Raw genomic sequence first — 21,878 nt, 5'->3', positions numbered from 1 at the left:
CGCTCCCCCGCTGGATTACGGCGCCACCGCCGTGAGGCAGTAGAGCGTGGTCGTCTCGCGTGAGCGCGCCATGTGCAGCGGGTCCGAGGTGTCCTGGGCCTTGGAGTGCCGTGCCACCGTCGAGCGGCTCGACTTCACCGTCAGGCCGCACCGGGTGAACTGCTCCTGGAGCCATCCGGACGGACGCAGGCCGAGCAGCACCGCCAGGTCCGACAGAATCAGCAGCCCCTCGCCTCCCGGAGTGAGCGCGGCGGGGAGTCCTTCGAGGAAGCGCCGCAGGAACTGGCTGTCCTCGTCGAACACCGCGCGGTCCACCCGGTTCTTCGGCGGCTCGGGAATCCACGGCGGGTTGCAGACCACGAGGTCCGCCTTCCCCTCGGGGAAGAGGTCGGCCTCGGCCACCTGGAAGGACTTGCTCAGTCCCAACTGCTCCGCGTTCTCCCGTGCGCAGGCCACCGCGCGCGAGTCGCAGTCCGTCGCCTGCACGGACGCGGCGCCCCGCTGGAGGAGCAGGAACGAGAGCACGCCCGTCCCCGTGCCCACGTCGAATACGCGCTGGCCCTTCAGGAGGGGCAGCCAGAGCAGCAGCTCCACGTAGTCGGTGCGCGTGGGCAGGTACACGCCGTAGTGCGGATGGATGAGGCCCGTGAGGCCGGGCACCGCCAGGCCCTTTCGCCGCCACTCCGTCGCTCCGAGCATGCCGAGCAGCTGCTTGAGGGGGACGACGGTGAACTCCGTCTCCGGCTCACCCCAGACCTGTCGGCACGCCTGGGCCACGTCGGGGGCCCGCGCTAGCGCGAGCCGGTAGTCTCGGTCGAGCGACACGACGATGCGCGACAGCGTCTCGTGCTCCAGCTGCCGTGCGCGACGCTCGGCCCGGAAGGCTTCCAGGGGTGAGCGCGCGTTCGACGCCCGTTCGAGCCTCCGACCCAGCGCGCCCAGGAGCTGCTTCGCGTTGTGGAAGTCGCCCGAGTACAGCAGGAACTCGCCATTCCGGACCCGCTTGAGCGCCGTGTCCGCGCTGAGCCGGTCATTCACCGCATGCAGCCGGGTGGGCGAGGGCTCGTTGCTCTCCGAGCGCCAGGTGAACGGGGCGCCAGGAGGGAGCGGGGTCGCCGGGGCGACGGGAGCCGCGCCCTTTGACGGGGACGTGGTGGCGCGGGGCGCCGACCCCTTGGACGGGGACGCGGTGGCGCGGGGCGCCGACCCCTTGGATGGGGACGCGGTGGCGCGGGGCGCCGACCCCTTGGATGGGGACGCGGTGGCGCGGGGCGCCGACCCCTTGGACGGGGATGCAGTGGCGCGGGGCGCCGACCCCTTGGACGGGGACGTGGTGGCGCGGGGCGCCGACCCCTTGGACGGGGATGCGGCTGCGCGGGGAGCCGCCCTCTTGGACGGGGGGGCGGTGCGAGGGGAGCGGGGGGGCATGGATCCGAGGGGGTAACACGTCCGCGAGCCACCGTCGCGCCTGGGGTGACGGTCCTACCGGGCGCTGGCGTCCTGCTCGGAGGCCTTACCCCTCACGTCCCCGTGGAGGGCCCGGCGGCCCACCGTCACTTCTTCCGACGTCTGGGAGCCGCGGGCTGAGCCAGCGCGGGCTGCCCCCGGCGGATGAACGCCGCGAGCTTCTCCGCGTCGATGGCGTCGATCCACGGTGCCTCGGGGTCGGCCTCCTCGCCTTCTTCGTCCTCGAACACCTCGTCGGCGTAGACCTTCAGCAGCTTCGGTGAGAGGACTTCGCGGACGCGCGGGTCGGTCTCCTCGATGAACGCGTGCTTCTGTGCGCTGCGGATGTGCTTCGCGTCCCCGGTGACGAGCCGGGCCTTCACGCCGCCGTGCACCTTCACCGCGTGGTAGTTCGTGTAGACGAAGGGCGCGCTGACGTCGCCGAACACCTCGCAGCAGGCGTCATTGTCGAGAAACAGGATGGACTGGCTGGCGACGAGGTCCCCGTGTACCTCCAGGAACCCCGTGGTGATGACGTCCCGGGCCCGCAGCGAGCCGGTGACGATGACGACCGACTCCGGGTCGAGCGAGTCCTCGTAACGCCCCTTCACGGTGAGGTCGCCTTCGACGATGAGGAGGCCGATTCGCGGCCGGCGCCCGGTGACGAGCTCCTCCAGGGTGAGGTTCCCCACGTGGTGGAGGATGTCGCTGTCGGCGCGGTCGCCCCCGGCGCGCTGCTCGATGAAGCGCTTGGCGGAGCGGAGGGTGCTCGACTTCGCGAACTTCCCACGGGCGTGCTTCTTCAGCAGCGCCAGCGCCGACTCCTCCGTGAGGGTCCCCGCGCTGAAGCGCTGTGCCTTCGGGAGCAGATGTTTCTTCGTGCCCATCATGTTCGCCACGATACCGCACGGGGGCCACATCCCGATGTGTTCCCTGTCACGGCGGTTTTGCTTCGACCGCGCGGGGCTATGCGCCCGCGGCGCGCACGAGCCGCAGCACCACCACGAAGTGGAACAGCGCGCCGACGATGGTCAACGCGTGAAACAGCTCGTGATATCCGAAGACGCCGGGACGGAAGTCAGGGCGTTTCAAGGCGTAGGCGATGGCGCCCGAGGTATAGGCGACGCCCCCCAGGAGGATGAGCGTCAGCTCGACGCCGCCGAGCGCGGCGCGCACCTCGTCGAGGTAGGGCACCAGCGTCCAGCCGACCGCGAGGGCGAGGGCGGCGGTGAGCACCTTGGGAGCATGGGCCCAGAACAGCGACTTCACCACGCCAACGAGGGCGCCGCACCAGATGGCGAGCAGCAGGCTGTCACCCGCGGCTCCGGAGAGTCCAATCAATGCGATGGGCGTGTACGTGCCGGCGATGAGGATGAAGATGGAGGCGTGGTCCATCTTCCGCATCCAGGCCCGGCCGCGCACGGACCAGTCCACCCGGTGGTAGGTGGCGCTGACCGAGAACAGCACGACGAGGCTGATGGCATACAGCGCGGCGGCGGTGGCGGTCCGGAGCGTGGGCGCCATGGAGACCAGCACGCTGCCGGCGCCGAACGCGCCCACGGCGGCGAACTGGTGCAGCACTCCGCGCAGCTTCGGCTTCTCGACGGCCTGGGCGGTCAGGACAGGCCCCCGGCACCCACCAGACAGCGGGTGCCGGAACCGGGTGCGCGCAGGCCTGGCTTCTCTCGCAGCGCGAGGGCACCGCTTCCGTGGCGGGAGGAAGACGCTGCGAAGCCCTTGGCGCGGTGCGTGACGAACATGGGTACATCAGAAGCACAGGTGCCGTGTCAGAAGCGAGTGGCGCACCTCCCCGCACACATCCGCGAGTCGAATCCGCGTGGGGGAAGGTGAGAGCAGCCCCGTTCATCGAACTCCGTTCTCCGGCAGCACGGCTTGCGACGGGCGACGGGGGCGCAGCAGCGCGGTGGCCAGGACGACGCCGTAGACCGCGGCGCTTCCATGAACCATGAGTGCGTAGGCGAGTGAGGCCCCGTTCTGCATCACGGTCAGCGCATCCACCGTGGGCATCACGATGGTGGCGAGGACGAAGACGCCCGCGGCCTGCCGTTGCCGGGTCGCCACCAGGGCGAAGATCGCGAGCCCCAGGCCGAGGTCTCGCCCCGCCTTGATGTGCATCCAGGGAATGGCTTCGGACCCGGTGAGCGGGAGGCCGAAGCCCGTCGCCGCCCCGACGGGGTCCAACACTCCCCCGACGCTGAGGTACAGCATGAAGGCCCCCAGCAGCAGCGTGAACAGCGCGGTGGGAGAGGTGAGCTTCCAGGACAAGTTCGAGGGGGTCGGATTCATGGGGCCTCCAGGGGGAGTTCGGTGTCGCTTGTGAAGGGGAATGTGCCGTTCAGGCCCCGGAAGCGCCATTCGCCGATGACTCAGTCTTTTGTCTGAAACGCTCAGTGCGCGAGCGCTATGGACAGTCCGCTGTTAGCCTGGAGGCATGGACCTGACGCATGCCTCCGACCTGCTCGGGCAGATTCTCGAGCGCACTCATCTTCGTGGGCGGATCTACTGCCGCACCGTGGCGCGGGCCCCGTGGGGGCTGCGTTTCGCACCGACGGCCACGGCGGCCCTGCACCTGGTCATCGCGGGCACCTGCCAGTTGACGCAGGGCGGAGAGGTCATCGCGCTCGGGCCCGGTGACGTCGTGCTGCTGCCTCGTGGGGATGGACATGCCGTGGCGGATTCGCCGCGCAGCCCCAAGCTTCGGCTGGAGGACTGGCTGGCGACGCGAGGGGAAGGGGAGTCGTCCTACGTGCTGGGCGGGTCTGGCGTGGAGTCGCGCCTGCTCTGTGGCTGCTTCGCGTTCGACGAGCCCGGAGCCCATCCCGTGCTTCGACTGCTTCCCGAGCGAGTCCATCTGCGTGGAGCGTCCGAGGAAGCACGTGCCTTGTTGCCCACGGTGGCATTGCTCGAACGGGAATATGAGCGGGGGGAGCGGGGCGCCTCGGTGATTGTCTCGCGACTGCTCGACATCCTCCTGGTGCAGGTGCTGCGGGCCTGGGCCGATGCGCAGACCTCAGGAGGTGCTGGTTGGTTGGGCGCGCTCGGAGACAGGACGCTCGCGAGTGTCCTGGGTTGGATGCACGCCGAGCCAGGGAGGGACTGGACGGTGAGCGAGCTCGCACGGCGTTCGGGCACCTCGAGAGCGACACTCGCGCGGCGCTTCGCGAGCGAGGTGGGCGTGGCGCCTCACGAGTACCTCACCCGGCTGCGGATGCAGGAGGCCGCGCAAGCACTGCGCGAGGGCCAGGACGGGCTCGCGGCCATCGCGGGACGTGTGGGCTATGAGTCCGAGTTCGCCTTCAATCGGGCCTTTCGCCGGGTCATGGGCCTGCCTCCTGGCGAGTACCGACGCAGGGCGCGTGGGGAACTCCCACCGTCGCAAGGGCACCCGCAGTGAGAATGAGGTGGACACTCCGGGCGCGTCGACGCGGGTGAGCGCGACTTCGTCACGCTTCGTCGAGGCATTTCCTGCAGACTCGGAGGATGGCAAGTCAGCAAGAAATCGCGGCCTTCATCGCCGCGGAGTTCCCGCAGACGCGGGTGCGGATTCTGGAGGTCGGGGACAAGTCCGCCACCGTGGCGCATGAAATCGGGCGCGCGGAGCTGCGGCCCGGAGGCACGGTGTCCGGCCCGGTGCTGATGGCCACCGCGGACGTGGCGCTCTATGTCGCGATTCTGGGCGAGCTTGGCATCGTCCCGCTCACCGTGACGACGAGCCTGAGCTTCAACTTCATGCGAAAGCCGTCGGCGGACCGCCGCATCCTCGGGGTGTGCAAGCTGCTGAAGCTGGGCCGGACGCTGGCGGTGGGAGAGGTGTCCCTCTACTCGGAAGGCCTGCCGGAGCCCGTGGCGCATGCGGTGGGGACCTATGCGATTCCGCCCGTGGGCCGGAGCGGCGCGGGTTCCTGAGCCCGAAGGTCGAGGAGGCCTCCCGCGTGGCTGAGCCCTCGATGGCGTCGAAGCGTTTCGCTGACCGTGCGCGCGTTGATGGGCCCCTGCTCTACCGCGCCGGGCGAAGCGCACGCGGTGACCCGCCTCCGAGCTTCTTCATCAACCGGCGAAGCGTGCTCGCGTCCTGGTAGCCGACCTCGGCGGCGACGTCGTCGATGCTCAGGTGCGTCGATTGAAGCAGCGCCTGGGCGCGCCGCACCTTGACGCTGTGGACGAGCGCGAGAGGGCTTCGGCCCGTCGCACGCTGGACGTGGCGCGACAGGGTCCGCTCCGTCATGCCGAGGCGCGTGGCGAGCTCGGCGACTCCCGGGGGATTCGGGAAGCCCGCCTCGAGCGCCGCGGTGATTCGCGCAATCAACGCATCTCCGTTCGCGAGCAGCTCCGGCGCGATGAACTTCGCCTGCGCCTGCCTGCCGTCGAGCAGCATGGTTCGCGCGAGGAGGTCGACCAGTCGCGCGCCGCAGCGCTCTCGCAGCAGGTGCAACATGAGGTCTGTCTGCGCGAAGGCGGCGCCGGCGGTGATGATGGGGCCATCCGCGCAGACCATCGCGTTCGAATCAACCCGGCACTGCCGCTCCAGCTCCGAGAGCAGTCCCGCGAGCCACCAGGTGGTGGTGACTCTTCGGCCGGTCAGGACTCCCGCTTGTCGCAGCAGGAAGACGGCGGTGCACGAGGCGGCGACGCGCCCTCCGCGCGAGACATGACGGGCGATGGCCTTCGAGAGCTTCGTGGCGTCCGGCCTCGCGAGCCGTGCGTGCACGGCGGCGGCGTGGGTCATGCCGAGTCCCGGGATGACCCAGGTCGACGTGTCACCTCGGGCCATCGCACGCAGGCGCGACGTGTCGATGCTCACGCGCTCCGTGAGTGGGACCTGTCCGCCGTCGACCGAGCACACCTCGAAGCGCAGCGACTCCGCCCCCAGGGCGCGCGCGGCCCGGAGCATGTCGAGTGTCGCAGCGACGCTCGTCGCGAAGGCGCCCTCCATGACGATGATGGTGAAGGACATGGTGTCTGAATCTGCCCGAAAATCGTCTTTTCGGACACTGGCGATGTCGAAAGGGCTGGTGTTCTTCTGCGTGCGAAAGGAGTTGACCGCACATGACGACCCAGGCCGCGCCTGCCTCGCGCAATCTCGAAGAGGACGATTCCCTGGAGGACTTTCAGCGCCGCGACGTCACGCTGTTGGGGGAGATGCGGAAGGTCTACACGGCGGGAGAGGGGCCCGCGGTCATCGTGATGGCGGAGATGCCGGGCATCAGTCCCCGCGTCGCGCGCTTCGCTCGCTGGGTGCGGGACGCCGGCTTCACCGTGTGGATGCCGAGCCTCTTCGGTCGTGATGGCGCGGTGCCCACCGCGAAGGAGGGCAAGGCCATCTTCGAGCGCGCGTGCATCAGCAAGGAGTTCAGGGCGCTCGGCGCGAATGCCTCCAGTCCCATCGCGGCGTGGCTGAGGGCGCTTGCCGCGCAGGCGCACGAGGAATGTGGCGGCCCGGGAGTGGGCGCGGTGGGCATGTGCTTCACGGGCAACTTCGCGCTGTCGATGATGCTGGAGAAGGCGGTGCTGGCGCCGGTGCTGTCCCAGCCGTCGCTGCCGCTCGACGAACCTGGGGGCGTCAACATCGCTCCCGAGGAACTGGAGCGTGTGAGGCAGCGACTGGTGGATGAAGACCTGACCGTCCTCGCCTATCGGTTCCAGGGCGATTCCTTCTGTCGTGCGGAGCGCTTCGCCGCCTACCAGCAGGCACTTGGGGAGCGGTTCCTCGGACGCGTGTTGCCCGACAGCGCGGCGGGCCCGAAGTCCGAGCGCTCCGACGACTTCTTCAAGTTCATCCCCACGCCCCACAGCGTCCTGACCGTCCACTTCGTCGATGAGGAGCACGCACCCACCACCGCCGCGCGAGACGAAATCCTGGCGTTCCTCCGCCGGAGACTCCTGGCGTAGTGGGAGTGCAGCGGGCCCATGCCGCCGGGGCGGGGCGTGCTGACCCAACGGGAGCTGCCACGACGAACTGGAACGGCGCCGCCTGCCCACGAACTGGCGGGTCGTTCGGATCCAACGGGGCAGCCACAACGGACTGGAGCCGAGCCGCCTGCCCACGAACTGGCGGGAGGCGGTCTCCGCTGGCGCTACTCATTGCCTCCGCCCGGAACTCTTCGGGCGGCTCGCGCTCACTTCATTTCGCCGCGGCGGGCGGCGGTGGTTTCGCGGGGACGACCGAGACCTCGCCCTTCTCCTGCTGGACGGTGTGCGTGCTTCCGATGGCGAAGCGCTGGAACTCTTCCAGGGTCTCCGGCGAGTACGTGACGGGAGGATGGCCTTCGCCCTGGAAGACGACGGTGTAGCTCGCGCTGCGGGAGTTCCGCTCCTGCGTGCCCTTGGGCAGTGCCTTGGGCGGGCGCAGCTCGGCATCAGCGGGCCAGCGGGTCTCCAGAGTCTTCCCGCTCGCCTTCACGTCCCGCTCATGGCTCCAGGTCCACTCCTTCCAGGAGAACCACGGCGCGTCACGGGGCACGCTCCGATAGCGCGGCTCCTTGCGCGAGCGCCGCTCGTCGACATAGCGCGGCTCCTTCCGCGTCTTGGTCACCGAGCAATAGCGGGTGGTGCAGCGCTTCTCCCCACCGGTGCACGTGGTCTTGCACGTGGCGAAGCCGTTCTTGTTGCTCGTGCAGTCTTCCTTGCACTTCTTCGGCGTGGTGGAGCAGTCCTCGCCGCAGGCCTCTTTGTCGCGGTAGGTCTCGGTGGTGTAACCGGACTGCTTCCGCTCCGTGAAGTAGACGGTCTCGTAGCCATTGAGGACCTGGTCGTCATGGTGGTGACGCTGTCCCTGGGCCTTCACCTGGAGGGCGTCCGACGGCTTGTCTTCGGCGAAGCCCTCGCGCTCGACCTGATGGCGACGCTCGACAGACACCGTGTGCTCCCAGGCGAGCTCCTTGACCTGAAGGCTCCTCGTCCACTCGGGGCCTGTCTGGACCTGCTCGGGTGGTTGCTGCACGGACGCCGAGCCCGACTTCCCCGAGTTCATCCACATGGGGCAGCAGCAGCCGAAGAACGCCACGATGAGGACGATGGAGATGCACCCGCGCCGGGACTTCTTCTTCTCGGGAGGAGCCGGGGCCTTGTCGGGCGTGCCAGGGCTCACCGGTGGCGAGGCGCCGCAGTTCTTGCAGCCGCCGTCCAGGGCTCGCTGGTCGCTGTCGCAGTAGGCGCAACGCCAGTGGGGGCCGGTGGTGGCCATTCGCAGGAGCGCCGCGTCGGTCACCGTCACCGCGGAGGCCGTGTCCTCTGGCATCTCGTACTGCTCACTGCCGTCCTTGGCGTTCTTGCAGCCCTGACACACCATGTGACGACCGAGGTTGCGGTGCTGACAGCTGGAGCACCGCCAGAACATCTCAATATGCCGCTCCGACATCCGTGATTTCACCTCTGGGGCTCATCCTGCGGGGCGGCCCCTATACCATGAGGGCTCGTGGGTCGCGGGGCGCGCCGGCTTGACTTCGCGGAGGTGCTGCGTTCGGTTCCGCGCCATGGACTCCACACCCCCGACGTCTGACTGGCCCACGTGGGCGAAGGCCTTCCCACCCCAGGAGGGTGAGCACGTGCTGGCGACGGGAGGCCCGTGGTTCATGGCGTATTTCCTCGCGTTCATGGTGTCCCTGACGCTGCTGCCGACCGTGGTGTTTCCCCTGCTGGGCATCTGGTTCTTCTGGGGCCGGTCCGGGAAGTTCCTGCTCACCAGCCACCGCCTCATCTGGAAGCCGAACCTGGGCAAGGCGGTCATCGTTCCCCGCGACGCGCTTCGGAGCCTGGACGTCGATGTCGGGCCTCGCTTGAGGAGCGTGCAACTGCGTGGTGAGCGGAAGGTCTCGATGCCGCTGCTGTGGAAGTACAAGCAGTTGTGGGGTGGACTGGCGCTGCTCCAGCAGTGGAAGCCGCCTGCGCCGACGTCCTCGACCCCGGCCCTGAAGGTGGCCTCCGCGTGGCTCGTGTCTGGAATGGAGCTGCAGCCCGGCGCGGTGGTGATGGAGTCGAACGGCGTGCGGTTCTTCCCGGCGGAGCCCCGCGCGAACGTCGCGTCGGAGGCGGGCGCCGCGCTGGTGGGACTGGCCCTGGGCGTCACGCGCCGGACCCACCGGGCCCAGGTTCCCGTGGAGGCCGCGCTGTCGCTCGTCGCCAGGGCGGAAGCCGTCGAGCCCGAACTCGACGCTTTGGGCCGCATCTTGCGGAGCGAGCTCTGGCAGGGGCCTCCCGTCGCACAGGGGAACGCTGGCGCGGGACGCACGCGGATGACCTATCAGCAGGGAAAGCGGAAGCTGACGTTCGTGGTGCCGACGGCGCTGCTGCCCGGCTGAGCGACAGTGTGGCTACCGTTCGCCGCGTGCGAGGGCCTTGGGCGTCACTCCCAGGACGCGTCGCATGCAGCGCGCCAGGTGGCTCTGATGGGAGAAGCCCGCTTCGAGCGCCACCTGGCTGATGGGCAGCGTCCCCTCCTGGAGGAGCGCCCTGGCCCGCTCCACCCGGCGCAGGATGACGTACTGGTGCACGGGCATTCCGAGTGAGCGCTTGAACAGCGTCCTGAAGTGGGACGTGCTCACCTCGGCGAGACGGGCGAGTCGCGCCAGGGAGAGGTTCTTGTCCAGGTGGCTCTCGATGTAGTCCGTCACCTGCCGTGACTGCCGTGCGGACAGCTGGCCGCGGACCTCCCGGGGCGCGGGGTAGTGGTTCAGGAGATGGACCGCGAGGGCCAGTCCCAGGCCCTCCGTGTAGAGCCTGCCGTTGGGGCGTGCGGCGGTGCGGTCTGCTTCGAGCGCGTGGACGATGTGCTCGATGCGGGCGTCGCGGAATCGGTGCTGGGGCGTCAGGCCCGCGCGCTCGGGAGGCAGTCCCAGGTCCTCCGCCGCGAGTCGCAGCAGCGCCGGTGCCAGCCGCACGGTGAGGGAGCGCCTGGGCTCCTCCTCCACCCAGCTTCCAGAGAAGCCCGCGGGCAGGAGCGTGGCATCTCCCGAGGAGTAGCGCTGCCGGACATGGCAGGTCATCCGGGCGGAAGGTCCCACGTGGATGGACAGCAGGTGCTCGGTCAGAGGCGCCAGCTCCACCCGGCCTCGCGGCTCCGTGCGCGGCTCGACGCGCAGTCCCACCCGGCCTGGGGCGCCCGAGTGTCGCGCCATGCCCAGGTCTCCGACTTCACTTGCTGCTCGTGGGGCGCTCGCCCCGTCCCGCAGGTCCATCTCGCGCTCCGGTCCGGAAGCGACAGATGTAGTGGGGTGTCCGCGCCCACGCCCGGCTTTCCGTGGGGGCTCGCGAGCAGCCGATTGTGCTCCGCGCGAAGCGGAGTGTGCGCGATGCGAGCACCGTGTCGGAGAGAGGGTGCGCCCACTCGGCAAGTCCGCCGAGCTGGAGGTGCGAATGAAAGCGATTGTGTTCGACCAGATGGGCCCGCCGCTGGAGGTGCTTCAGCTTCGAGAGGTCCCCGTGCCGGAGCCCCGCGAGGGCGAGGTGCAACTCAGGCTGCTCTCGGCGTCCATCAACCCGGGAGACTTCCTCTTCATCCAGGGCCTGTATCCGGAGCCGAAGAAGCCCGCGTTGCCGGGGCAGGTCGCGGGCAACCACGGCGCCGGCATCATCACCCGCGTGGGCAAGGGTGTCGTCTCGTGGGAGCCGGGGACCCTCGTCGCGTTCAGCCACTTCGACTCCTGGGCCGAGCACGTGGCCCTCCCCGCCGAGCGGCTCATCCGGCTGCCACCGGACTACCCGCTGGAGAAGGCCTCCCAGTTCTTCAACATCATCACCGCTTGGGACCTGCTCGAGCGGGCGAACGTGCGGTCGGGGCAGTGGCTCGCGCTCACCGCGGGCAACTCCACGGTGGCGACGCTGGTGGCGCAGTTCGCCCGGCTTCGCGGTGTGAAGGTCCTCTCCATCGTGCGACAGCGACAGGCGACGCTGGACCTGGAGTCGCTGGGCGTCTCCGCTGTCCTGGCGCTCTCGGACGGAAGGTCGGACCTCGGCGCGCGTGTACGAGCGCTCACGGATGGGCTGGGGGTCCACGGCGTCATCGACTGCGTGGGTGGGGCGCTGTTGGAGGCCCTCATCCAGGAGAGCGCCCCGGGCGGACAGGTGATTGTTTATGGAGGCTTCAGTCCGGAGCGCTTCAGCCTCCACAACTTCGACCTCCTGATGAAGGACCTGCACCTGCGGGCCTACGTGTATCGCTACTTCTTCGATGCGCCGAGGCAGGAGGACGAAGCGTTGCTCCAGCACCTCGTGAAGCTCTCCGCGCCCGCCAGCTTCCAGGTCCCCCTGGGCCCCTCCCATGCGCTGGAGGACTTCAAGCTCGCGGTGGAGGAGAGCCTCGGGCGCCCCGAGGCCGGCAAGCGCTTCTTCCGGATGCCGAAGGAGTCCACGGTGTCCGGACGCTGACGGAGCCATGCCCTGGCGGAGGAGCTCGAAACACCTCTCTGAGGACCGACGCCGCGCGCCGCCCCTGGAATGGCGGCGGGCGAAGTCGGCCCCATCGAGGAGCACGTCATGGGTGGGAAATCCAAGCCGCTGCTCAATCCGCATGCGTCCGAATCACGCCCCCGTGGAATGTCGACGCGGGGGAAGGCGGCTGCGCACAGAGGCCCACTGTTGGCGCGGTGTTGGATGCAAGGGTTCGACATGGACGCCAGGGGGGCGTTCTGTTTGGCGACGGCCCGGGGAGCTTCGGGGCCCAAGAGGCCGGAACAGTTCGTGGGGTCGATGTGTTACATGGACCTTCGGCACCAGGCAGGCGATGGCCGCGGCGGGGTCCTCCCAGCGCGACTCCAGACTCCACCGATGGTGTCCCTGGGGCGTGAAGGTGGTGGACGTTGTCGCACGCGACGAAGGCGAAGTTTCTCGAGTCAGGGGCCTTTCTCCAGGACCTCCAGGCGCGAGTGGAGCTCTACCTGGGAGCAAGCGGGCGCTCACCCCGCGACCTCCCCTGGATGTACGCGAAGACGGTCATCATCCTGGGCTGGTTCACGGCGTCCTATGCCTGGCTCGTCTTCGGCGCCACGGGCCCCTGGGGCGCGGTCGCCGGGTGCCTGTCGCTGGGGCTGGCCATCGCGGGCGTGGGGTTCAGCGTCCAGCATGACGCCAACCACGGAAGCTACTCCGCGCATCGTGGCATCAACGAGCTGCTGGGCGGCACGCTCGACGCCATCGGCGGCTCGTCCTACGTGTGGAGCTGGAAACACAACATCTTCCATCACAGCCACACGAACGTGGTGGGGCTCGATGAGGACATCGACATCCAGCCGCTGTGTCGGCTCGCACCAGGCCAGCGACTGCTGAAGGCGCATCGCTTCCAGTACGCCTATATCTGGTTGCTCTACGGGCTGTTGACCGTGAAGTGGCACTTCGTCGATGACCTCAAGGATTTGGTCAACGGGCGCGTGGGGCGACAGAAGATGCCGCGCCCGAACAAGCGGAAGCTGGCCGGGGCCGTGGGCGGCAAGCTCCTGTTCTATGGCTGGTCGCTGCTGTTGCCGTGGTATTTCCACCCGCTCTGGCAGGTCCTGCTGTGCCACGCGCTCACCTCGTTCGTGCTCGGGTTGATCCTGGCCACGGTGTTCCAGATGGCGCACTGTGTGGAGGAAGCGGACTTCTCCCTGCCACCCGAGGGTGGCGCCACCTTTCCTCGCGACTGGGCCTCACATCAGGTCGCCTCGACGGTGGACTTCGCGCGGGGCAACCCGTTGGTGAGCTGGTACCTGGGGGGGCTGAACTTCCAGGTGGAACACCACCTCTTCCCCAGGGTGTGTCACCTGCACTACCCGGCGCTGTCTCGTATCGTCGAGGACACCTGTCGGGAGCACGGCATCCGCTATCGGGCGAACGAGAGCGTGGGTGCGGCATTGAAGAGCCACGTGCGGTGGCTCAAGCGGATGGGGCAGCCTGCCATCGAGGTCGCGGTATGAGTGACGAGACAGAGAAGGTGCGGTACGGGCGGGCGCAGAAGTTCCGGCTTTCGCCCAAGGGCACGGAAGCCGTGGCGGCGTATTCCGTGATGATTGAAGCGGCCAAGTCCGGCACGGGTCGTGCCCAGTTCGATGCAGCGCGCGCCACCTGGGGTGCGTCGCTCGGGCTCGCCGCGGAGGATGGGCTCTACCTGGTGGAGTTCGAGGCAGGAGGGCGGACCGTCTCGGAGGCGACGCAGAGCCTCGAGGGCTGCGACATCTCCGCGAAGTCGGTCAAGGAAGCCGTCGACCGGCTGTTGAAGTGCGGCATGCTGGAGCCGCTGCCGGCGCCTCCGCCGCGCGTGGCGCCTCCCCGTCGCTACTGGTAGGCGGGGCGGTGGAGTGGCTCGCCGCTCCACCCCGCGCCCTGACGGGACGCGACTCCGTGGACGCGGTGGGTGACACCGCCGTCCGGCGCGGCTGACGGAGTCGGGGGTTTTGCTGCGAGGTGAAACGCCCCACGCTAGGCTCGGCGGCCATGAGCCCCACCCGAATCATCGTGCTCGCAATTGGCGTCCTCGTCCTCGTGGGGGTCGTGCTGTTCTTCTCCGGCGGCTTTCTCTTTTTCGCCTTCCGGAACAGCTACGAAATCAAGGGCGGGAAGGTCTTCTATCACGCGGCCGGAATCGGCTTGTCCGAGGTGCTGGGCGCCGACGCCGAAACCTTCCGGGAGCTGAGGAGGGGAGCTCGCGGGTACGCTGAAGACAAGCACAGCATCTACTTCCATGAGCAGCGGCTCCCGGGCGCTGACCGGGACAGCTTCGAGGTGCTGCGCGAGACTTCGTACTGGTCGAAAGACCAGGACACGGTGTTCTACGGCGCCAGCGCCCTGCCGGGCGTCGACGCCGAGCGCTTCCGGCTGCTGAGCGCCTACTACGGGACGGATGGTGTCGCCGTGTATGGCGTGGGGCGGCGCATGGAAGGTGTCGATGTCGCGACCTTCGAGCTGGTCGGCCAGGACGGGGCGATGGCGAAGGACAAGAACGCCTCCTACCGGCTGGAGGAGCGCGGCCGGATGGTGAATGGCGAATTCATCAGCGACGCGGAAGCGGCAGAGGACTCCCAGTAGACCACGAAGAGAGGAGCACGCCATGCACAGAGGATCCTGCCTTTGCGGGGCCATCACGTTCGAAGTCACGGGCCCCCTTCCTCCACCCAATGCCTGTCATTGCTCACAGTGTCGCAAGCAATCGGGACACTTCTGGGCCTCCACGGACGTCCCCCGCGCCGCGGTGACCATTCATGGCGCCGACAAGGTCACCTGGTTTCGCTCCTCCGAAAAGGTGCGGCGAGGGTTCTGCTCCACCTGCGGCTCGGTGCTCTTCTGGGAGCCGCTCAACAAGGACGTGGTGGCCATCGCCATGGGCGCCTTCGATTCGCCCACGGACACCCGGCTCGCGAAGCACATCTTCGTGGCCGACAAGGGCGACTACTACGAGTTGGGCGACGGCCTGCCCCAGAACGCACAATAGGACGGCGCATGCACACCCTCCCACGCCCCTTCGCCGCCCTCGTCGTCCTCGCCGCGCTCAGCGCCGCCGCCCAGGCGCCCTCGTCTCCACTGGGGCCCGTGTCGCCCACCACCGGCCTGGTGCTGCGGGACGACGTGGTGCGCGCGCTCATCCAGGAGAGCTCGGGCGACCGCATCCACGATGGGGTGCAGCGGCTGGCGCTGCTCGCCCGGGACAATCAGGGGGGCTACACCGAAGCGGCCGAGTGGACGAAGGCCGCCGCCGAGGCCGCCGGCTTGAAGGATGTGCGCCTGGAGCCGATGAAGGATGCGCCCCAGTGGCGCGCCGCGCGGGGCGAGCTGTGGGTGACGGGCCCCCACCGGTACAGAGTCACTTCCCACGCGGACCTGCCCATGTCGCTGGCGCTGAAGAGCGGCAGCTTCGAGGGCACGGGCCTGGAGCTGGTCGACGTGGGCACCGGCGCCCGGGATGAGGAGTACGCGGGCAAGGACCTGAAGGGCAAGGTGGCGCTCACGCGCGGCCATCCCAGTGCCACCCTGCGCACGGCCGTGACGAAGCTCGGAGCGGTGGGCGTCGTCTCCTCCTACTCGACGCCGCCCTGGAACACGCCCCACCGCATGGACGGCGACTTTCCGGACCAGGTGGGCTGGGCCATCGTCCCGCCGGGCCTGGTGCCCCAGGGCGCGCGGAACCCCTTCCTGTTCATGGTCTCCGACCGCCAGGGGCGCGAGCTGCGAGCCCAGATGCGCACGGGCCCGGTGAAGGTGGACGTGAGCGTCGCCACCGAGGAGTACCCGGGGCACTACAGCATCGTCAGTGGCGTCATCCCCGGCACGCGCGCCGGTGAAGAGGTCGTCCTCACCGCGCACCTGGACCACTACAAGCCGGGGGCGGATGACAACGCCTCGGGCTCGGCCACCTTGCTGGAGCTGGTGCGCACGTACACCACGCTCATCCGCCGGGGCGTGCTGCTGCCTCCCGTGCGCACAGTGCGCGTGCTGTGGCTGCCGGAGTTCGAGGGCACCCGCGAGTGGTTCTCCCACCACGGCGCGGACCCCGTGCGGAGGGTGGCCCACTTCAACTTCGACATGCTCGGCGCGAGCCTGTCCCGCGTCCACTCCCGCTTCCTGGTGTCCTATACGCCGGACTGGAATGGCAGCTTCGTGAACGCGGTGTCCGAGTCCACCGTGGCCTTCATGAACCGCTTCAACGGGGTGACGTATCCGCCTCGGAAGGACTTCCGCATCGGCTCGGTCACCGGCTCCCAGGACCCGTTGGATGCCCATATGGACCGCTACAGTCGCGGCTCGGACCACCAGCTCTTCAACGACCACGGCATCCCGGGCGTGGCCTTCTCCACCTGGCCCGACGACGGCTACCACACCAGCGGCGACCGGCCGGAGAACGTGGACCCCACGCAGCTTCACCGCGCCGCCTTCGCGGGCCTGGCCTCCATCACCGTCGCCGCCTGGGCGGAGGGCTCGGGCGCGCTGGACCTGGCGCGGCTGGTGGCGGTGCACGGTGTGCGGCGCGTGGCGGAGGACGAGTTCCGGGCCCGTCGCGACCTGGCCTCGGCCCCCGTCGCTCAAGTCGCGGGCACCTCCCGGCTGGCTCGCGCCGTGGTGCGCGCCGGCTACCAGCGCGAGCGCGAGGCCCTGCGCTCCTGCCAGCTCCTGGGCGCGCCAGCGACCGCCGTGCGCGCGCTGACCAGGACGCTGGAGACCTCCGAGGCCCAGGCGTTGGAGCGCGTGGAGGCGGACGTCAAGGCGCGCGGAGGGGCCTCGCGAGAGCCCCCGCCCACCGAGGCCGAGCGCCGTGCCCGGGCCTTCGTTCCGCGCCGCGTGAAGGGGCAGGAGCTGGCGGCGTTCGACGATGTAGTGACCAAGGCCAGCCCCGAGACGAAGCCCCGCGTGGCAGCCGTGCAGGCCGCGCTGAATGACGCGACCACCGCCCTGCGAGAGCGCGGAGAAGGCGAGCTGCGCTTCTACCAACTGCCCGACGCCATCGCGAGCTACGCCGACGGCAGGCGCTCCGTGGCGGACATCCGCGACGCGGCCTATGCCGAGTACGGCTACGTCTTCCCCGTGGAGGCGCTGATGGACCTCTTCGGGCTGCTGGAGCAGGGCGGCATCATGACGAGCGCCCGCTGAGGGCGGGCCTCGCGAGGAGCGGCACTTCCTGGTGAAGGACAGCGCGGGTGTGCCCGGCTCTTCATTCGCGGGGACGCCACGGCCTGTCGCCATGGCGGCGCACCCGGAGCTTCCGCGGGGTGTTGGCCACGGGAGGTTCACGGGTGGGCATCGCGGGGGCTCGAGGGTGGGACGCGTCAGAGGGGAGCGTTAGGGTCCCCTCGCGCTGGGCGGTTCGTCCCGGCATCACTCCTCGTCGAGGTCTTCTGATGCGTTTCCCTGTCCTGATGCGCGAGCTGCGCACCGCCTCCGTTTGCCTCGTGGGGGCCGGCTCGCTGCTGACAGCCTGTGAATCCACCGACGTGCCGTCCCGGCCCATTCCTCGGGACACCTCGCCGCGCACGCTGACGCTGCTGCAGACGAGCGACCTGCACACGAACATCTTCCCGTGGGACTACTTCACCGGGAAGCCCGACGCGAAGCGCGGTGTCGCCAAGGTGGCCACGCTCATCAAGCAGGAGCGCGAGAAGAACCCGGACTGCACGCTGCTCGTCGACACCGGTGACACCATCCAGGGCACGCCACTCGGCACCTACTATGCCCTGGTGGACAACGCGCCCCGGCACCCCATGGCCGCCGCGATGAGCGAGCTGGGGTACGTGGCCATGGCCGTGGGCAACCACGAGTTCAACTACGGCCTCGACGTGCTCAACAAGTTCAAGAGCGAGGTCAACTTCCCCCTGCTCGGCGCCAACGTGCGCAACAGCGCGGACGGCTCCGAGGTCTTCACGCCCTACGTGCTCACCAAGGTCTGCGACGTGACGGTCGGCATCCTCGGCCTCGTGACGCCCGGCGTGGCGACGTGGGAGCGCGCGGAGAACATCCCCGGTCTGCGCTTCGATGACCCGCTGGAGACGGCGAAGACCTACGTGCCGAGGATGAAGCAGGCCGGCGCGGACGTGGTGGTGGTGGCCATCCACAGCGGCCCGGACAGGCAGCCCGTCGGCAGCGCGAGCAACCCCGACTCGTGGCTGGCCGACTACACGGATGACTCGAAGTGGGCGGACCGGGGCAACCTCCCCGGTGAGAACGAGGCCGTGCAGATTGCCCAGGGCGTACCCGACGTGGACGTGCTCCTCACCGGCCACACCCACCAGCCCATCCCGAAGATGCTGCTGAAGAACCCGCAAGGCCGCGAGGTCCTCCTCACCCAGCCCAACCGCTGGGGCAGCCACCTGGCGGACGTTCAGCTTCAGGTCACCTGGAACGGGGAGCGGTGGGGCGTGGACGCTCATGACGCCCGGCTTCACGTCGTGGACGACAAGGTCGCCGCGGATGCCGCCGTCACGCAGCTCACCCAGAACTACCACGACACCACCGTTGCTTACGTGAACCAGAAGATTGGCACCACCACCGCCCCGTTCCCCGGAGGCTTCGCGGGACGCTACGTCGACAGCCCCCTGGGGGACCTCATCAACATCGTCCAGGAGGAGGCCGCTCACGAGGCCGGCTTCGACGTGGACCTGTCCCTGGCCGCCCTCTTCACCAACGATGGGGCGCTGCCGGCCGGCGACGTCACCCTGCGAGACGCCTACAGCATCTACATCTACGACAACACGCTGTACGTGATGGAGATCAACGGCTCCATCCTCCGGCGCGCGCTGGAGATGAACACCCTCTATTTCGGCACGCTCGACGCGAGCAACCTGCCTGCGAGGCCCGAGGGCGCCAAGGCCACCTCGCCCGTGGTCGCCGACTACAACTGGGACCTCTACTCGCGCATCGACTACGGCTACGACCTGACGAAGCCCGCCGGCTCCCGGCTCACGCACCTGCGCTTCCAGGGCGCGGACGTCACCGACGACCAGGTCTTCATCGTCGCCATCAACAACTACCGCGCGGGTGGAGGAGGCGGGTACGCCATGTTCAAGGAGGGCCGCGTGCTCTGGACCTCCGCTGACGGCGTTCGCGACTACGTCGCCCGCTACATGCAGTCGCACCAGGGCCTGTCGCCGGAGGCGGTGAACACCTGCAACTTCTCCCTCGTGCCCGACCTCTACACGCCGTACTTCGCCTCCACGCTCGGCCCCGCGAAGTGCGGTCCCTCCGTTGGCCGCCAGGGGGGCGGCCTCCGAGGCCTCGGACGGCTTCCCGGGCACCAGTAATCCCGGGCTGGCGGAGCTGGCAGACCGTCAGCAGGGGAAAACTTTGAACGGAGCGGATGTTGGCTCGCTGCGTTGCCCCGTCCAGAAGTGAAAGAAGGGGCAGAAGCGTCATGGGTGACGTGCGTGGGGGTGGACATCTTCCAAGGCAGATGCTTAGGCTGCACCGTCTTGTAGGGTTGATACTCTGTGGGGCCGGACGGCGACTCTCCCTGTCCGCGATGAAAGAAGAACAAGGCAATGGCAACCGGTACCGTGAAGTGGTTCAACGATGCGAAGGGCTTCGGCTTCATCACCCAGGACGGCGGGGGCGAGGACCTGTTCTGCCACCACACGTCGATCCAGGCGGACGGCTTCCGCTCGCTGGCCGAAGGCCAGAAGGTGGAGTTCGATGTCGCCCGGGGCCCCAAGGGCCTGCAGGCTCAGAACGTTCGCCCGATCTAAGCCCATCGTCATCCTGACGACTTCGTGATTCACCCAGAGGGTCCGATCCATTCGTGGGTCGGGCCTTCTGTATTTTCCGGGCCCCGCGGTGTCCGCCCCGCGTGAGGGCCGCCGGCTTCGGCAAGATTCCAATCCATTGGCAGCGAGAGCGCGTGCGCGGACCCGCCGGTTTATGTCCCCGCTCCGGCCCAGGTGCCGCGCTCCTCGAAGGGACTGCCATGAAGCTCGCCTCCTTGTTTCCTCCACCCCCATCGACGCTGGCCAGCACGGGGCTCCTGCTGCTCCGGGTCGTCGCCGGGGCCGCGTTCATGTTCCACGGCTGGTCGAAGATTCAGGACCCGTTCCACTGGATGGGGGCCGAGGCCTCCACGCCGGGCGTGCTCCAGGCGCTGGCGGCGCTCTCCGAGTTCGGCGGCGGGCTCGCGTGGATTCTGGGCGCGCTGGTGCCCCTGGCCTCCTTGGGAATCTTCTTCACGATGGCGGTCGCGGTGCACTTCCACGCGGTGATTCGGGGAGACCCCTTCGTCGGCCACACGGGCAGCTACGAGATAGCGCTCCTGTACCTCGTCATCGCGGTGGTGCTGCTGACCGTGGGGCCTGGACGATTCTCTGTGGACGCCTGGCTGCGGAAGAGACTCGCCGGCGCTTGAGCCGCGGCCGCTCAGGTCGGTGAGCGCGAAGGTGGGGGGCTCACCGGTGTTCCAGGTCCACGTCACGGAGACGTGCGACAGGGGCACACGACTGTCTCGATGAACTGGCTCAGCGCCGCCGCCATCTTCCGGTGCGTGGCGGCGGACGGGTGCCAATCCTCGCCGACACCGTCGAGTTCGGGGACCTGCTCTGCCATCTCGTGGCGGTAGACCCGGGCATCCCCCTGTTGGTGACGTTCCGCCACGAGGTCGGAAATCCATTGGCCGACATGCACCGACGGCGGCCCGCCAGCCCCTTCGGCGTCCTTGTGGCCGTCCGTCATGCTGCCCAGCGTGCAGACGATGTGCGCCCGTGGGTGCAGCGTCCGCAGTCGCTCGAGGAAGGCCCGGTAGGCGGACTTGAAGGTCGCTTCATCGGGAAGGTACGCGTCGGTGCCACTGCCGGCGAAGGTGTCGTTGGTGCCGGCGTTGACGACAATCACGTCGGGCGACTCGCGCGAGAAGTCCCACGGGACGGCCTGGTCCGGGACGGCGAACTCGTAGATGGCGGGCAGCAGTCCCAACGTCGACGCGTCCAGGTTGCGATACACCCCCCGGCCGGAATAGCAGAGGAGGACGGGCTCCGCGCCCAGCGCCAGCGCCGTGAGCCAGGCGTAGCTCCGCTGGGGATTCTGGTGCTTCGAGGTGAAGGTCGGCGCGCTCCAGGGCGGTGGCTGGGGGATGACGGTGACGTCGTTGCCGTAGCCACAGGTGATGGAGTCTCCGATGAACTCCATCCGGAGCCCCTCGTGGGCGGGAGGCTCCTGAAGCTCGCCATGGACCTCCAGTGCCACCAGCTCGCTTGCGCCCACCGAGGACTCGGTGCGCTTGACGAGCTCCACCGTGTGCCGTCCCTCGTCCAGGCCGGTGGCGAGCACATAGGTGAGCTGGCCGCGATGAACCGCGAGCTGCTGGGGCGGTGCTCCGTCAATCACGACATCGAAGAAGTTGGTCCCCGCATCGCCGCCCAGCCCCATGTCGTTGAGCTGCATCCGCACGGCGTCTCCCCAGAAGCTCGCGCGAATCGTGACTCCGGGGTGGGAGAAGACGACGCCGGTGGGTGCGCGGTACGACCGCCCGGTGTAGCGCAGCCGAGGGTCCGTGGCGGGAATGGTCACCCACGTCAGGGATTTGGAGGGAGGCGCTGGTGGTCTGCACGCGGCCATCGTCAAGCCGAGGCCGAGGATGACTGCGATACCGCGCGGCGCATGCAGGCTCATCCTCATGCCCTCGATGCGTACCACGGCGCGGGGGCCGGTGCCCTGGTGCCGCGCCGCGAGGCTCGACCCGCGCGACACGCGGGCCGAGGTTTCCTTGGGGCGACGCTGCTCAACAGTTCTCGGGGAGATACACGGCGAAGTCCGTCTTCTGGCCGACGACGCGCAGCGTGTGGCCACAGCTGCAGTCCCCATGACCGACCTGCACGCTGTAGGTCGCGTCGCTGTAGTACGTGACGAAGGAGAACCCTTCACAGAAGGGGAGCTCGTCCGCGCGCGTGCCCAACTGGGAGTCCTCACCCACGTTGTCGACACCGCCGCAGCCCGCCAGCATTCCGACCGCCAACAGCCCACCCATGATGCTCTTGCGCATG

22 protein-coding genes are annotated in these 21,878 nt (G+C 68.8%); 13 read left to right on the top strand and 9 right to left on the bottom strand.

Features of this window, described 5'->3' with window-relative positions; all coding sequences use genetic code 11:
• Positions 1-15 precede the first annotated feature (15 nt).
• The 4 genes from HUA76_RS40810 to HUA76_RS40795 form a co-directional block, all read right to left on the bottom strand.
• A complete protein-coding gene (locus HUA76_RS40810; protein ID WP_141641500.1) occupies positions 16-1,047 on the bottom strand; it encodes a class I SAM-dependent methyltransferase in 1,032 nt (343 codons plus the stop codon).
• Between the two features lie 506 nt (positions 1,048-1,553).
• Positions 1,554-2,336, bottom strand: coding sequence for a polymer-forming cytoskeletal protein (locus tag HUA76_RS40805; protein WP_174463944.1), 783 nt, complete (start codon positions 2,334-2,336; stop codon positions 1,554-1,556).
• 76 nt (positions 2,337-2,412) lie between these two features.
• Positions 2,413-3,066, bottom strand: a complete 654-nt coding sequence (locus HUA76_RS40800) for a hemolysin III family protein (protein WP_174464686.1) — start codon at positions 3,064-3,066, stop codon at positions 2,413-2,415.
• 243 nt (positions 3,067-3,309) lie between these two features.
• Positions 3,310-3,753, bottom strand: coding sequence for a DUF4267 domain-containing protein (locus HUA76_RS40795; RefSeq protein ID WP_174463943.1), 444 nt, complete (start codon positions 3,751-3,753; stop codon positions 3,310-3,312).
• Between the two features lie 145 nt (positions 3,754-3,898).
• Between HUA76_RS40795 and HUA76_RS40790 the strand changes: the two genes are divergently transcribed.
• Together HUA76_RS40790 and HUA76_RS40785 are read left to right on the top strand one after the other, a co-directional pair.
• Positions 3,899-4,861, top strand: a complete 963-nt coding sequence (locus HUA76_RS40790) for an AraC family transcriptional regulator (protein WP_174463942.1) — start codon at positions 3,899-3,901, stop codon at positions 4,859-4,861.
• A gap of 86 nt (positions 4,862-4,947) precedes the next feature.
• Entirely contained in the window at positions 4,948-5,373 is a 426-nt protein-coding gene (locus tag HUA76_RS40785) for a PaaI family thioesterase (protein ID WP_174463941.1), read from the top strand.
• Between the two features lie 91 nt (positions 5,374-5,464).
• On the opposite strand, the gene HUA76_RS40780 is transcribed toward HUA76_RS40785, so the two are convergent.
• The gene (locus HUA76_RS40780) at positions 5,465-6,421 is read right to left on the bottom strand and encodes a GlxA family transcriptional regulator (protein ID WP_141647833.1); all 957 of its coding nucleotides are present in this window, start codon (positions 6,419-6,421) and stop codon (positions 5,465-5,467) included.
• 92 nt (positions 6,422-6,513) lie between these two features.
• On the opposite strand from HUA76_RS40780, the gene HUA76_RS40775 reads away from it, so the two are divergent.
• Positions 6,514-7,356 (top strand): dienelactone hydrolase family protein, encoded by an 843-nt coding sequence (locus tag HUA76_RS40775; protein WP_174463940.1) that lies wholly within the window; start codon positions 6,514-6,516, stop codon positions 7,354-7,356.
• A 232-nt stretch (positions 7,357-7,588) separates the two neighbouring features.
• Here the strand turns inward: HUA76_RS40775 and HUA76_RS40770 are convergent, their stop codons facing one another.
• A complete protein-coding gene (locus HUA76_RS40770) occupies positions 7,589-8,824 on the bottom strand; it encodes a hypothetical protein (protein WP_174463939.1) in 1,236 nt (411 codons plus the stop codon).
• A 115-nt stretch (positions 8,825-8,939) separates the two neighbouring features.
• On the opposite strand from HUA76_RS40770, the gene HUA76_RS40765 reads away from it, so the two are divergent.
• Complete coding sequence (locus HUA76_RS40765) at positions 8,940-9,764, top strand: hypothetical protein (protein ID WP_174463938.1); 825 nt, start codon at positions 8,940-8,942, stop codon at positions 9,762-9,764.
• A 12-nt stretch (positions 9,765-9,776) separates the two neighbouring features.
• On the opposite strand, the gene HUA76_RS40760 is transcribed toward HUA76_RS40765, so the two are convergent.
• Positions 9,777-10,580, bottom strand: coding sequence for a helix-turn-helix domain-containing protein (locus HUA76_RS40760; RefSeq protein ID WP_174463937.1), 804 nt, complete (start codon positions 10,578-10,580; stop codon positions 9,777-9,779).
• Between the two features lie 238 nt (positions 10,581-10,818).
• On the opposite strand from HUA76_RS40760, the gene HUA76_RS40755 reads away from it, so the two are divergent.
• From HUA76_RS40755 to HUA76_RS40715, 9 genes are all read left to right on the top strand, one after another.
• A complete protein-coding gene (locus tag HUA76_RS40755) occupies positions 10,819-11,829 on the top strand; it encodes a zinc-dependent alcohol dehydrogenase family protein (RefSeq protein ID WP_174463936.1) in 1,011 nt (336 codons plus the stop codon).
• Between the two features lie 431 nt (positions 11,830-12,260).
• Positions 12,261-13,352, top strand: coding sequence for an acyl-CoA desaturase (locus HUA76_RS40750; protein ID WP_217440866.1), 1,092 nt, complete (start codon positions 12,261-12,263; stop codon positions 13,350-13,352).
• Positions 13,349-13,720 (top strand): hypothetical protein, encoded by a 372-nt coding sequence (locus HUA76_RS40745; RefSeq protein ID WP_141647839.1) that lies wholly within the window; start codon positions 13,349-13,351, stop codon positions 13,718-13,720. Before HUA76_RS40750 ends, HUA76_RS40745 begins: the two co-directional genes overlap by 4 nt.
• Positions 13,721-13,869: 149 nt before the next feature.
• The gene (locus tag HUA76_RS40740; protein ID WP_174456331.1) at positions 13,870-14,460 is read left to right on the top strand and encodes a DKNYY domain-containing protein; all 591 of its coding nucleotides are present in this window, start codon (positions 13,870-13,872) and stop codon (positions 14,458-14,460) included.
• A 22-nt stretch (positions 14,461-14,482) separates the two neighbouring features.
• On the top strand, positions 14,483-14,863 hold the full coding sequence (locus HUA76_RS40735; RefSeq protein WP_174463935.1) for a GFA family protein: 381 nt from the start codon (positions 14,483-14,485) through the stop codon (positions 14,861-14,863).
• 8 nt (positions 14,864-14,871) lie between these two features.
• The gene (locus HUA76_RS40730; RefSeq protein WP_174463934.1) at positions 14,872-17,013 is read left to right on the top strand and encodes a M28 family peptidase; all 2,142 of its coding nucleotides are present in this window, start codon (positions 14,872-14,874) and stop codon (positions 17,011-17,013) included.
• Between the two features lie 248 nt (positions 17,014-17,261).
• Positions 17,262-19,157 carry a bifunctional UDP-sugar hydrolase/5'-nucleotidase gene (locus tag HUA76_RS40725; RefSeq protein ID WP_254614801.1) on the top strand — a complete coding sequence of 632 codons (1,896 nt, stop codon included), beginning with the start codon at positions 17,262-17,264 and terminating at the stop codon, positions 19,155-19,157.
• A gap of 237 nt (positions 19,158-19,394) precedes the next feature.
• Positions 19,395-19,598 (top strand): cold-shock protein, encoded by a 204-nt coding sequence (locus HUA76_RS40720; protein ID WP_141640366.1) that lies wholly within the window; start codon positions 19,395-19,397, stop codon positions 19,596-19,598.
• 218 nt (positions 19,599-19,816) lie between these two features.
• Entirely contained in the window at positions 19,817-20,248 is a 432-nt protein-coding gene (locus tag HUA76_RS40715) for a DoxX family protein (protein ID WP_174463933.1), read from the top strand.
• A gap of 62 nt (positions 20,249-20,310) precedes the next feature.
• Here HUA76_RS40715 and HUA76_RS40710 read toward each other — a convergent pair whose 3' ends face one another.
• Together HUA76_RS40710 and HUA76_RS40705 are read right to left on the bottom strand one after the other, a co-directional pair.
• Entirely contained in the window at positions 20,311-21,405 is a 1,095-nt protein-coding gene (locus tag HUA76_RS40710) for an SGNH/GDSL hydrolase family protein (protein ID WP_371823593.1), read from the bottom strand.
• 211 nt (positions 21,406-21,616) lie between these two features.
• Positions 21,617-21,877, bottom strand: a complete 261-nt coding sequence (locus HUA76_RS40705; protein WP_174456327.1) for a hypothetical protein — start codon at positions 21,875-21,877, stop codon at positions 21,617-21,619.
• Position 21,878 lies beyond the last annotated feature (1 nt).

This window comes from Myxococcus sp. CA056 (genome assembly GCF_013336715.1).
Taxonomy (GTDB): Bacteria; Myxococcota; Myxococcia; order Myxococcales; family Myxococcaceae; genus Myxococcus; species Myxococcus llanfairpwllgwyngyllgogerychwyrndrobwllllantysiliogogogochensis.
This window is presented reverse-complemented; position numbering and strand designations above follow the sequence as displayed.